This is a genomic window from Brevibacillus brevis (genome assembly GCF_022026395.1).
Taxonomy (GTDB): domain Bacteria; phylum Bacillota; class Bacilli; order Brevibacillales; family Brevibacillaceae; genus Brevibacillus.
In genome coordinates this window covers 4,485,705-4,498,575 of sequence record NZ_CP041767.1, presented here as the reverse complement: position 1 = coordinate 4,498,575, position 12,871 = coordinate 4,485,705, and the positions used below count along the sequence as shown (strand labels likewise).

At 48.2% G+C, this 12,871-nt stretch carries 11 protein-coding genes; 8 read left to right on the top strand and 3 right to left on the bottom strand.

Features of this window, described 5'->3' with window-relative positions:
• Window positions 1-13: 13 nt before the first annotated feature.
• Window positions 14-607, bottom strand: a complete 594-nt coding sequence (locus FO446_RS21370) for a TetR/AcrR family transcriptional regulator (protein WP_047071619.1) — start codon at window positions 605-607, stop codon at window positions 14-16.
• 201 nt (window positions 608-808) lie between these two features.
• Between FO446_RS21370 and FO446_RS21365 the strand changes: the two genes are divergently transcribed.
• From FO446_RS21365 to FO446_RS21345, 5 genes are all read left to right on the top strand, one after another.
• Window positions 809-1,282: an N-acetyltransferase gene (locus FO446_RS21365; RefSeq protein ID WP_173610832.1), complete on the top strand. Its 474-nt coding sequence runs from the start codon at window positions 809-811 to the stop codon at window positions 1,280-1,282.
• 122 nt (window positions 1,283-1,404) lie between these two features.
• Complete coding sequence (locus FO446_RS21360) at window positions 1,405-3,486, top strand: methyl-accepting chemotaxis protein (protein WP_237898991.1); 2,082 nt, start codon at window positions 1,405-1,407, stop codon at window positions 3,484-3,486.
• A gap of 133 nt (window positions 3,487-3,619) precedes the next feature.
• Window positions 3,620-4,351: a GTP pyrophosphokinase gene (locus tag FO446_RS21355; RefSeq protein ID WP_173610834.1), complete on the top strand. Its 732-nt coding sequence runs from the start codon at window positions 3,620-3,622 to the stop codon at window positions 4,349-4,351.
• A complete protein-coding gene (gene pepV, locus FO446_RS21350; RefSeq protein ID WP_173610835.1) occupies window positions 4,338-5,774 on the top strand; it encodes a dipeptidase PepV in 1,437 nt (478 codons plus the stop codon). Before FO446_RS21355 ends, pepV begins: the two co-directional genes overlap by 14 nt.
• Window positions 5,775-6,029: 255 nt before the next feature.
• Complete coding sequence (locus tag FO446_RS21345; RefSeq protein WP_173610998.1) at window positions 6,030-7,106, top strand: M42 family metallopeptidase; 1,077 nt, start codon at window positions 6,030-6,032, stop codon at window positions 7,104-7,106.
• 62 nt (window positions 7,107-7,168) lie between these two features.
• Here the strand turns inward: FO446_RS21345 and FO446_RS21340 are convergent, their stop codons facing one another.
• Complete coding sequence (locus FO446_RS21340) at window positions 7,169-8,281, bottom strand: DUF4179 domain-containing protein (protein ID WP_173610836.1); 1,113 nt, start codon at window positions 8,279-8,281, stop codon at window positions 7,169-7,171.
• Window positions 8,268-8,801 (bottom strand): RNA polymerase sigma factor, encoded by a 534-nt coding sequence (locus FO446_RS21335; protein ID WP_173610837.1) that lies wholly within the window; start codon window positions 8,799-8,801, stop codon window positions 8,268-8,270. Before FO446_RS21335 ends, FO446_RS21340 begins: the two co-directional genes overlap by 14 nt.
• Window positions 8,802-9,119: 318 nt before the next feature.
• On the opposite strand from FO446_RS21335, the gene FO446_RS21330 reads away from it, so the two are divergent.
• The 3 genes from FO446_RS21330 (at window position 9,120) to FO446_RS21320 (ending at window position 12,739) form a co-directional block, all read left to right on the top strand.
• Complete coding sequence (locus FO446_RS21330; RefSeq protein WP_173610838.1) at window positions 9,120-10,601, top strand: DEAD/DEAH box helicase; 1,482 nt, start codon at window positions 9,120-9,122, stop codon at window positions 10,599-10,601.
• Window positions 10,602-10,746: 145 nt separating this feature from the next.
• A complete protein-coding gene (locus tag FO446_RS21325; RefSeq protein ID WP_237901081.1) occupies window positions 10,747-11,583 on the top strand; it encodes a MerR family transcriptional regulator in 837 nt (278 codons plus the stop codon).
• Complete coding sequence (locus FO446_RS21320) at window positions 11,573-12,739, top strand: MFS transporter (protein ID WP_237898990.1); 1,167 nt, start codon at window positions 11,573-11,575, stop codon at window positions 12,737-12,739. The genes FO446_RS21325 and FO446_RS21320 overlap by 11 nt, the downstream gene beginning before the upstream one ends.
• The last annotated feature ends 132 nt before the right edge of the window (window positions 12,740-12,871 follow it).

Sequence of the window (12,871 nt, the reverse complement as noted above, 5' to 3'; positions counted from 1 at the left end):
CTGGTCAGTCGGATTATTCCACGACCAGCCCTTCGAATACGATAGAGACCTTCTCTTCCATGATTTCTTCGAGTGCCCAGGCGCCTTCGCTGCGTACCCAATCATAAAGAGCGTTATAGTAAATATTTTCCAACATATTTGCAGCGACAAGAGGGTTGAATTTGCTTTTCAATTGATTCTTTTCTTGCGCTTCTTCAATCAGGTCAGCGAATAGTTGGCGCAATTCAAAGTACATGTTCTTTTCATTCTCAAGCACTTTTCGATGTTTCATCGAGGATTCTACGACGACTTTGATGAAATCGAAATTGGTAATGGTGACTTCATTCATGATCTTGTAGATCCGCAGTACCTTCGATTTGCAGTCGTTACCATAGTCCCACTCTTCCCGACGCTCCTCGATTTCATGCAGACGTTCATATCCCCAGTTAGCGAGAATGGCTTCCTTTGAAGTGAAATGCAAAAAGATCGTACCGCGAGCAACATCGGCTTCTTCGGAAATCATGTCGATGGTGGTTGCTTCAAAGCCGTGCGTTTTGAAAAGCTTGATGGCAGCATTGAAGATTTTTTCGCGTGTTTCGCGCTTTTTCCGTTCCCGTCTCGTCGTCAAGTTATGTAGCACCTCCTTAAGAACTCGTACGCTTGATTATAACACAACCGTTACCTAACAAAAGAATAGTTCATGCAATTGAGCATAATTTAGGTGAAAAAAGGATAGACTTCTGCGCAGTGCGAATGTATATTTATATACTATAATGAATAAATATTAAATCATACCAGGCTCGTTATGCATGGGGTGGAGGAGAGTAAAATGGGTGTTGCAAAGGCGCTGGCAGTACGTCAGGCTACGATGAAAGACGTGGATGCCATGTTGGAGATTGTTAATGAATATGCACAGCAGGGCTTGATGCTGCCACGTACGAAGCTGTCTTTCTTGGAAAACTTGCAATCCTTTATTGTCGCTCATGATGGAGATTCGGTCGTAGGTGTCGCAGGCTTGCATATTTTGTGGGAGGACCTGGCGGAGATCCGCTCCTTGGCTATCTCGGAAAAAGCAAAGGGGATGGGCGTTGGGAAGCATCTGGTTCTTCATTTGGTTGAGCAATGCCGCCTTTTGGGAATTAAGCGTGTACTGGCGCTGACCTATCAACAAGTGTTTTTTGAAAAGTGCGGATTTTGGGTGGTCGCCAAGGAAACACTGCCGCAAAAAGCCTGGAAGGATTGTATTAACTGCTCCAAGCTGCCGATGTGCGACGAAATTGCTATGATTTTCGAAACGTCCTGATACATTTGGTCTAGCCTTCCTTTTTCCTTTTCTGGTACTATATTCATATGAATAGTAGAAATATAAACAATATTCTATTAGTATACCAGAAAAATAGATTGGCAAAAATGGGGGGCTTTTCCATGAAGTTGGGCGCTCGTATACTGCTCGTACTACTATTGGCAGGAAGTGTACCGCTGACGGCAGCGGGAGTGTTTGCTTATCAGGAATCCAAGCAGGAATTGTTGAATGGAAGTGCCGCTACACTGGAAGCACTACGTCAAAGCAACAAGGAACAGGTGGAAAATTACTTTCGCGAGCGAGCCAGGAACGTGGATACGTTGGCTGCATCGGGAACAGTAATGTCCGCCCTTTCTTCGTTTGAGGACGTGTGGCGGCAAGGCCTGGAATCGCCTACTTATGAAGAAGTGCAAGCGCGATATACGAACGAATTGAAGATGGAGGTTGCCCGCTACGGCTTCGTAAATGCTTTTCTGTTGAATGCACAAGGGGATATCGTGTACGAGACAAAGCCGCAGGCCGATTTTGGTACCAATCTCCTGACGGGCCCACACGCTGACTCTGTACTTGGCCAGACTGTGCAGCAAGTCCAGAAAACCCAAAGCGCAGAAATGTCGGATCTAGGCATTTACGAACCATCTGGAGGGGCGCCAGGGGTATACATTGCAGCGCCGATCTACGAACGAGGCTACATCATCGGGCAAATAGCAGTCGAAGTCTCCATGGATTATATTTCAAGAATATTCAACCAACGAGAAGGTCTGGGGGAAACCGGGAAGATTTACTTGGTTGGCGGCCCGGACAAGCTCATGCGCTCGCAACTGGGCAGTGGACCAAATACGTTGTTACAGCAAAAAGTAGATACGCCCATTGTCGATCAAGTCTTGCTCACCCAACAATCCGAAGGAACGGCCGAAAGCGTGGATTACTTAGGGCAGCAAGTGCTCGTATCCTACGATCAGGTTAAAGTGGGGAAGAAGACGTGGGCGATTTTGGCAGAGAGAAATATGACCGAAATACTGGAAGGCCCAACCCGCATTCGGGATGCCATGATTGCCTTTAATGGTGCCGTACTCGTGCTCATTGTCATCATCTCATTACTTACAGCAAACTGGCTTCGCCGCTCGTTTCGCGGCATGCTTGCTGTCGCAGAGCGGATTGGGCATGGTGATTTTTCGCGTGAGATTCCTGACAAGCTATTAAAACGAAAAGATGAATTAGGGGAGCTGGCAGGGTCTCTCGTTACGATGCAAAAGCAACTGCGCAAAATCTTGTTTCAAATTCAGCAGGCAGCTGCTTCCGTTTCCGGTGCCGTGCGAAATATTCAGGGAAACACCAGTGAGATTGCCGCTTCCAGCCAGCAAATTGTCCTCGTCGTCGATCAAGTGGCTGCAGCAGCTGAGAGTCAGGTAGAGAAAATGGGACAAACCTTGAATCTTGCTGTGGATTTGACGAAGGATGTGGCGGTGGTAACGGAAAATGTAGAACGAGTGACCTTATCTGCGGAAGAAATGAAGCAGCATGCACACGCAGGCAGACGCGCGATCGCAGATGTGATGGAAAGCATGGACGAAATCAATCGTTCGGTAGAAGCTGCAACGGATGTCATTCATGTATTGGAAGGTCGCTCGAAGGACATTTCGAGAATTATCTCTGTCATTACAGAAATTGCCCGCCAGACCAATCTGCTAGCCTTGAATGCTGCAATCGAAGCGGCCAGAGCAGGAGAGCATGGCAAGGGATTTGCCGTCGTTGCAGGGGAAGTGCGCAAGCTCGCGGAAGATACCAACAGTGCTGCCCAGCAGATCGTAGGCATGATTGGAGACGTACAAAAGGATACGAGAGAAGCAGTATCCAGAATGGTAGAGGGTGCCCAAACGACCGCCCGTGGCATGAAGACAGCACACCAATCGCAAGAGATGTTCCAGCACATCGAGGAAAACATCCACGGGGTGTCGCAAGAAATTAACAGCGTCAGCGAAGCCTTCAAGCGTATGGCGCCAGATACCCAACAGGTAGCTGTAGTCGCTGGGGAAGTATCGTCTGCTTCGATGCAAGCGGCTGCAGGTGTCCAAAGCATCTCGGCTGCGGTGGAGGAGCAGAGTGCAGCGATGGAGCTCATCGCAGATGCTGCGAATCAGCTGGCTATTCTGGCAGAAGAGCTGAGAAGCTCCCTTGCAACCTTTGTTTCGCGCGAAAATTAAGAAAAGAGGGACGGAGCAAAGGCCGGTGACAACTGCCTTTTCTCCCGTCTCTTTTTGTATTTTGGAAGGATATCTCACACAAAATGTTGAATGATAAGGACGATGGAGAGTTTCAAGCCGGAGGGACGTAAGCGTGCACAAACTAGATTGGGAACTATATCTGCTACCGTTCGAACAAGCTGTAGAAGAAATCAAAGTCAAAATTAAAAATATCCGTAACGAGCTGCGCAAACGCAAGGAGCATTCACCGATTGAGTTTGCGGTAGGCAGGGTCAAATCGATCCCGAGTATTTACAACAAGGCAAACCGCTTGCAGTTTCCGATTGATGAGAATATCTGCTGGGAAATTCGCGATATCGCAGGCATCCGCGTCATTTGTCAGTTTATTGATGATATACCGGCAGTCGTAGAGATGATCCGCAATCGCGGAGACATGCGTGTCTATTTGGAGAAGGATTATGTTTCTACCCCAAAAGAAAGCGGCTACCGCGGCTATCACCTTGCTGTGGAGTATCCGATCATGATGGCGGGTGGACAAGTGACCATTCCGGTAGAAATTCAGATTCGCACGTTGGGAATGAATTTTTGGGCGACGATTGAGCACTCGCTGAATTATAAATACGAGGGAATTATCCCATCTGATATACGGCAAAGATTGTTTGAGGCTGCCAAGGCGTCCTACAAGCTGGATAGCGAAATGAACAATATCCGGGACGAAATTAAAGACGCCCAAGCAGAGTTTACGAAAAAAGAAGTGCCGATGGAGTCATTGTTATCGCTGGTGGAGCTGGATCTCGACGTCGATGCGGCAATGGACGAAGGAAGTATAAGTGAGGGGACTGTAGAAGAGGATGACAAGCGTTAATTGGCTGGAAGAAACAAATAAACGCAAGGAAGAACTGATTGCGACAACGCAACAATTTTTGCAAATAAAGAGCGTATTGGACCCTGAGTCCGCACGGGAAGGGGCCCCTTTTGGAGAAGGGATTCGGCAAGCGCTTGACTTTGCGCTAGACGTGTGTGAAAAGGCAGGCATGACAACCAAAGACGTCCGCGGCTATGCAGGGCATGCTGAATTCGGGCAAGGCGAGGAATTGATCGGCATTCTGAGCCATGTCGATGTCGTACCGGAAGGCGATGGCTGGAGTACGCCACCGTATGCAGCCGAGATCGTGGATGGACGCATCGTGGCTCGTGGAGCGATTGATGACAAGGGCCCGACGATGGCTGCCATTTTCGCCGCGAAGATCGTGATGGAGCTGGGATTGCCGCTCTCGAAGCGCGTGCGCTTTATTTTCGGTACGGATGAAGAATCGAGCTGGCAATGTGTGAACACGTATTTTGAAACGGAAGAAATGCCGACGATGGGCTTTACGCCGGATGCAGACTTCCCGCTGATCTATGCGGAAAAAGGCTTGACTGATCTGTCGTTGCGTCAGACGCTTGACTCCTTCCAAAGCCTCGGAATGCCTGTAGCGGAAAACGTGGAGGCAAAGCTCGTTTCCTTACAGGCTGGCTTGCGGATGAACATGGTTCCAGACAAGGCTGTAGCAACACTTGCGCCAATCGGTTTGAATAGTGAGGCGATTGCACAAAGTTATCGCCAGCACTTGGATACAACTGGCTTGAAAGGCAAGGCGGAGGAGCAGGACGGTCTCGTAGTGCTGCACATGGAGGGCGTCTCGGTTCACGGAATGGATCCGAGCAAAGGCGTCAACGCGGGTACCGAGCTCATTCACTTTTTGTGCACCTTGTCCCTGGATGAACGCGGAGCTGCATTTGTAAGTTTGGCTGATCGTTATTTGCACAAGCAACACTACGGGGAAGAGCTTGGCATCGCGCATGATGATGAAGAAATGGGTGCGCTCACACTGAACACAGGTGTGATCGAGTATGATGAAAAGCAGGATGCGCTTTTCCGTCTGAATATCCGTTACCCACATTCTGTTTCCTTCGAAAAATGGTCGGCTGTTCTGGCTGAACGATTCAGCGAAGGGGCATTTTCGCTCGAAGTGGCTGAGCACCTGACACCGCACCGCGTCGATCCAAATCACCCTTTGGTGACGACACTGCAACGCGTGTATACAGAACAAACAGGCGAGGAAGCTGGCATCATTGCCATTGGCGGCGCTACCTACGGCCGTTCATTGGATGTTGGGGTAGCATTCGGACCGCTTTTCCCAGGGCGTCCTGACAGTGCACACCAGCGAGATGAATATATTTTCGTGGATGACCTGATCAAAGCGACCGCGATTTACGCGCAAGCGATCTATGAATTAGCGAAGTAGAAATAGCAAACGGCTGGTACAAAGCGCCAGCCGTTTTTTTATTTTTGCTGAATCAGGCGAGACAAAAGACTTTGGGAAATGCTGCGAAGGCAACCCACTCAAATGTGACAGCATAAGAAGTACTCGGGCGCATTCGGGACAGGGGTTGGGGGAACAATCATAAGTAGGGTGTAGGCAATTTGGAAATGAAAGGATTCTGTAGGCGGTTTCTCGAACTCATATGGGAATATGTCAGTATCGAAAAGGAGATAAATGATGGACGATCTTACGAAATTGATCAAGGATTTGACGGAAACGGACGGAGTACCTGGGCACGAGCGCGAAGTCAGGGTGAAGATGGAGGAGTACTTGCAGCCTCTCAGCGACGAGTTGGTAAAGGATCGGCTGGGTGGGGTACTCGGAAAGAAGACGGGTGCAGAAAACGGCCCGAAAATTTTGCTCGCGGGACATTTGGATGAAGTAGGGTTCATGGTGACGCATATCACGCCAAAAGGGTACTTGCGTTTCATCCAGCTTGGCGGATGGTGGACGCACAATATGCTCTCACATCGTGTGAAGGTCAAGACACGCAAAGGTGAGTATCTGGGACTCATTGGTTCTAAGGCACCACACGCGCTGGAAAAAGAAGAACGGGAAAAGGTCATGAAGCTCAAGGAGCTGTACATTGATATCGGGGCAAAAGATGAAGCAGATGCGAAGGAAATGGGTGTTCGCCCAGGTGATTGGATTGTTCCTGACAGTGATTTTACGACCATGCGCGACGGTGAGCTGTGGGTAGCAAAGGCACTCGATAATCGTGCGGGGTGTGCGCTGGCAATCGAAGTACTGAAACGTTTACAGAAGGAAGAGCATCCGAATGTGGTATACGCCGGTGCAACTGTGCAGGAGGAAGTCGGAACTCGCGGTGCTGGCACAGTAGCGAGGCTGGTTGAACCGGATATTGCTTTTGCTGTTGATGTTGGACTCGCATATGACACTCCTGGGAATGAATCGTATCCGATGACCTGCAATGTGGGGGACGGTCCGCTCGTCATGTTATTTGATGCTACGATGATTCCGCATACCGGATTGCGCGATCTCGTATTCGACACAGCAGAGGAGCTCGGCATCAATATCCAGGTGGATGCACTCGCTGGAGGCGGGACAGACGCCGCAAAATTCCATACAAGCGGCATTGGCTGCCCGTCGATTGTCGTCGGTTTTGCGACACGGTATATTCACAGCCATAATGCGATTATGTCCAAAAGCGATTTCGAGCAGGCTGCCCAGCTGCTGACAGCTGTTATCAAGAAGCTCGATAAGGAAACAGTACAACAATTGATAGACAGATAAGGTAAGGAAAGCAAAACCCTCCCCATTCAAGGTGTGAATGCATTGGGGAGGGTTTCGTTTGGTTACTTGTTCTGCTCGGGGAGGTCTACCTTTATTTCCAGACCCTTAATAAACTGATCGTCTGTGACTGTTTCAGCGAAATGATCTTTTACGACAAAAGGCTTGATTATGAAATACTTCGGCTGTCCTTGTTCAGAAGCATAGCGGGCGTCAAATGTGAGAGTGCTATCCTTGCGTTGTTCCCCTTCTCCGTGGAGGGATGTCAGTTGACGACCTTGGTCGTCAAACAGGGCAGCTCTGATGGACTTATCTGATGTCTCGCCATCCAGTTTGACCGAATACAACAAGCGCGTCGTCACTGGCGTCACATTGACCTCGGATACTTCGAAAGAAATCCCATCGTTTGATTGAACAGCATTCGGTTTTAGCTGGATGGTGTTGCTTGTCGCTTTTTGGAACGGAATGTCCAGCTTGAAGGTTTGATCAATTCCAGCAAGCTTAACAACCACTTCCGCTTGGAAAGAGTCTGGAATCTTGCCTGTTGAATTGTGGTCAGGTGTCTTCAAAATTTCTTCGAAGACAAGCATGTTTGGGTGCGATTCGCCAGCAGAGGAGAAAAAACCACCGCCAGATACCAAACTATCTGGGGCATCTTGACCTTTTCCATCGATACTAAAAGTGACATTCTCGATAGCGTCACTGAGTTTGACAACCTCTTTTCCCGTATCAAACATGCCGTCCTTCAGGTTTGGAGCCGTTACACTGAGTAGGTAGACAGCGCGTGTTCCGTCGAAGACGGTCTCCGTTACCTCGAGCTTCATGTCCTGATGAGAAATACTCTTGTTCACCTTGGAAGAAAGACCTTGTTCGCCTGCAGCTCGTAAGCCGAGGTCCGCCTCGATTAAGCTAAAGAGACTCCCCACCACTGGGATCTGTTTAATCGATTGCGCCATGACCGGCGAGATAAAACCGGAGGTGAATACAGTTGCACCCAGAATGACTGCGGCGGCCGCAACATAAGGTGCCTTGCGTGATCGTTGGACTTTTCGATCGCGAGACATTTCTGGGAGTGCAGCGTATGTTTCATCCAGTCGTGCTCGTACCAATGGTGACATCATCGTTTCCTTTGAACGTTTGTACTCTTTTAGTTCGAAATCGAATTTAGATTGATCCATAATGTATCTTCCCTTCCCGAAATGTAGTTAATTTCTCCATCAAGTTGTTCCGTGCCCGACTGAGTCGCATTTTCGCGGCACTCTCCGAAATTTCCAGTACCTCTGCTACTTGTCTTAAAGGCATGTCTTCAAAATAGTGAAGCACAATAACAAGGCGCTGCTGTTCATCCAACCTCTCAACGGCGTCCCGCAGATCAATATGTTCGTCTTTCGGTGAGAGTGACAATTGGGTAGGGAATTCATCCACGAGAACGTTACGGGAGCGATTTGCTACTATCTTGTTGCATTCATTGATCAAAATTCGGAACATCCATGTCTTGAAAAATTGGGGCTCACGAAGTGAATGCAGCGATTTATATGCTTTTAAAATGGTTTCCTGGAGAGCATCCGCAATATCTTCCTCTTTTTTCAGGATGGATTTAGCCGTATGGTACAAGGAGCTCTCCACTTGTTTGACAACAGCGATAAAAGCTTCGCGATCTCCTTGCTTTGCCAGGAGAACCTGTTCTCTTAGATTCACCTTTTTCACTCCTTTCTGTGTTGGTTTTTCACATTGACAGTAATTAGATCAGCGAAATCGATACATGGTCACATTATGTAAGCAAAAATTTCGGCTAGGCTTGCTTCATCGTCGCGAGACTTGAAGAAAAATACCCGGGAGTTGAACGGTTTAGTTGTTTTTTCGAAAGGACTCCTTTAGTATAGGTAGGATAGGATTTCGCAAGGGCAACAACCTGCCTAGGATGAATTTTGATTGATGAGAGCCGATTTTATCGCATTCACTGTCCATGCAGTTATGGTGTACGAATCGGATCGCTTGTGAAAGGAAGTGGAAGTTATGGCAAAATCGTTTGCGTCTTTTGGTTTTCGTCCGGAGCTGATGCAAGGGATTCAAGACCTGTATTATAAAGAACCGACACACATTCAAGAGGAAGCCATTCCTCTCATTATGGAAGGCAAAGATCTGATCGGACAAGCTCAGACAGGTACGGGAAAAACAGCTGCATTCATGCTGCCGATCCTCAACGCATTGGAAGAGGGAAAACGCGACATTCAAGCGCTCATCCTCACCCCGACACGTGAGCTTTCCATTCAGATTGCAAAAGAAGTAGAAAAGCTGGGTAAGCACCTGAATGTAAACGTGCTGTCTCTGCACGGTGGAACGGATATCGACAAGCAACTGAGTAAACTGAAAGAAACGGTTCATGTTGTAGTCGGAACACCAGGGCGCGTGCTGGATCATATGAAGCGTGGATCGCTCCATTTCGGACGCATCTCTACACTAGTGCTGGATGAAGCAGATAAAATGATGGAAATGGGCTTCTTGGAAGATGTGGAGCAAGTGATCGTCCACACGCCTTCCCAGCGTCAAGTGCTGTTGTTCTCTGCTACGATGCCTGATTTGGTGAAAAGACTGGCGCACCGCTTCATGAAGCAGCCACCGCATATCAAGATCGAGGGCAAGCAGAAGACTGTGGAGCGCATTGAACAATTTTACTATGTGGTGAACCAAAGCGATAAGACGGACGCTCTCGTCGATGTGCTGGAGCAGGAGCAGCCGTTCTTGACTATCGTGTTTGCCAATACGCAAGTTCGTGTGCAGCAGCTTACAGCCCGATTGCAGGAAAATGGCCTCGCTGCGAAAGCACTGTACGGTGATTTGTCTCAAAACAAGCGGGAACAACTGATGAAGCAATTCCGTGAGATTCGTTTCCAATACTTGATCGCGACAGATATCGCAGCTCGTGGACTCGACGTAGAAGGCGTAACACATGTCATCAACTACGATTTGCCGAATGACGTGGACAGTTACATTCACCGCGTTGGGCGTACGGGTCGTGCGGGACAAAAAGGAAAAGCCATCTCCCTCATCTCTCCTCGTCAGAAGAATTTGATGGGGCGTTTTGCCAAAGCCACGAAGGCATCGATCGAGGAAAGAATTTTGCAGGTAGGTCGCCATCTGGATGCGGGTCGCCGTGAACGTGCGGAAGAACGGGAAGCTCATTTCATTGAGCTGCGGGCGCAACAGGCGAAAGAGCAACAGAAGGAAAAAGACAAAGAGTTCTCTCCTGTACGTGAAGCCTTGAAGAAAAAGACGAAGGTAAAACCAGGCTACAAAAAGAAGATGGCGCGTGAACTGGGTGAAATGCAGACCCAGTATGAGAAAAATCGCAAGAAGGCAGAAGCAATTGCAGCACGCAAAGCGGGTAAATCTGCTAAGCCTGCCGATGCCAAAAAAGCAGGGAAAGGTGGAGCAGCTCGCTCTGCCAAGGGTGGAAGACCGTTTAGTCAATCTGCCGGGAAATCAAGAGGAAGATAAGAAATGAAGAGGCTGCCCAGATTCGAAAAGGATCTGGGCGGTTTTTTTGTAGAAACGCCTTTGGCGTATGAAAGGAAGTTCTTGACTTTATACTCGACTAGAAGGTTTATACTCGGATCGAAATAATGGGAGAGAAGGTGTGGAATTGTTCAAAATCAGCGAGTTTTCCCGACTGAGTCGAATTCCGTTACAAACGTTGCGCTATTATGATCAGATTGGGATTCTAAAACCAGCAAAAATCGATGATACGACCGGGTACCGTTATTACTGTGCCGAACAGCTTCTGCAGATCAATCGAATTGTCATCTTCAAAGAATTGGGGTTCTCGTTGCAGCAGATTGCGCAGTTGCTTCATGAGAATATACCAGCCGAACAAATTCGGGGCATGCTGAGGCTCAAAGAAAATGAAATCCAATCCCTGCTGGAGATGGAGATGTCAAAGCTTGCCCGTATTAAAGAACGGGTGCAGCTTGTTGAACGGGAGGGAAGGATCGAGAAGGAGCAAGAGGTTGTTCTGAAGCAGGTAGATAGTATGCACTTGATTTCCTATTCAGCACGAGGTGCTGCTGAAGATATTCCTTGGCTGTTTCAAATGTTCGACAGTTTGCTTGATGCCAGCCTGAAATCATCCTTGACTGGTCCCAAAACAGTGCTATGGAAGGAAAGCGGAACAAAGGATCAGCTTTTCGAATTTGGGGTGGGCTACGCCATTAAAACAGATTCTGTCACACTGCCCGAGCAAATGGAACGAAGCTTCTTGCCTGCCGAGACAATGGCTTCGCTGCTATTTCGTTCGGATTCGACCTTTAAGGAATCAGCTTGCCTGGATCTGGCTACGTGGATTGAACAGCATGGTTACTGTATTCGAAGCGAACAGCCCGGCAGAGAAATCTATGTTCCCTTATCAGAAGAACCTGGAGTTGAGCTCATAGAAATCCAGATTCCAATTGAAGCAAGGGGGCAAATTGAGCATGGGAAATAAATGGGTTGTCTATACTCTCGCTTTGGCCGTTTTCCTGATTGGGACGGTGGAGTATATGATCAGCGGCATTATTCAAATCGTGGCAGTTGACCTGGGTGTCACGACATCGTCTGCCGGATTGCTTGTCACTGCTTTTGCCCTTTCTGCGGCAATAGGGGCTCCCATAATCATCGCTGCTACAATCCATCTTGACCGAAAAAAATTATTACTCACGATGCTTGGCATTTTTATGTTGAGCAACTGGCTGGTCTATGTGAGTCCTTCCTTTGAGATGATGCTGGTTACACGTATGATCCAAGGACTCAGTGGAGGAGTTGCTACTGTTGTTGCGATGGCGGTATCTACACAGCTAGTTGAAGAGGGCAATCGTGGGCGAGCAATCGGTATCATTTTGATGGGATTGAGCAGCTCGCTTGTACTTGGCCTCCCGGTTGGCACTTATTTAAGTGAAGCGATTGGCTGGAGACTGCTGTTCATTTTCATTGGACTGCTGGGCTTAATTCCGCTGCTTGTCATTTATAAAAAAGTCCCGCCTATAAAAGCGCAGGAGACTGTAACACCGCGGGTACAGTTGGCTGTTATAAAAAATAAAAAAATTCTGGCCGCGGTTGTTATCACGTTGTTGTACATCGGCGCTTATTCAACAGTGTTTACTTATATTGCGCCTTTCCTGCTAACCCGGGCAGAGCTTTCGGCATCCGAGATTTCCGCGATTCTGTTTTTAGCAGGCATTTGCAGTTTTATGGGGTCGAAAATTGGAGGGGTTATCGCAGATCGCAAGGGACCGAAATTTTCGATTTATTTTGGACTCTCCCTTCAGGCAAGCATGCTGCTTTTGCTTTCGGTCATGGATGGAGTGATAACTGTCCATATCGTGATCATCATGCTGTGGATGCTCGCCACATGGGCAACGTCTCCGGCCCAACAGCTATATCTGGTTACTCAGGTGCCCCGTTCGCCGGATATCGCTCTTGGCATTAATACATCCTTTATTCAATTTGGCTTCGCTTTGGGATCATGGGTTGGGGGACTGGTGATCAGCAACGCCTCTGTGGAGCATCTAGGCTGGTCGGGATTTGTTATTGCGTTGCTGTCACTGTTGCTCGCGATCCGTTTGTTTTCGTTAAAGAAAGAGAAAGAGCAATTATCAGCGTAGAAGATAGCGTAAGATGCCTTTTCGTCTCTCTCGACAGCATTATTTTAGGAAAACGCCCCAAGATTATTTGTGCTACAGAAAAAACGAAAGAGATAGTGCGACAATTCTTTAAAAAATACGGTAATAGTGCCG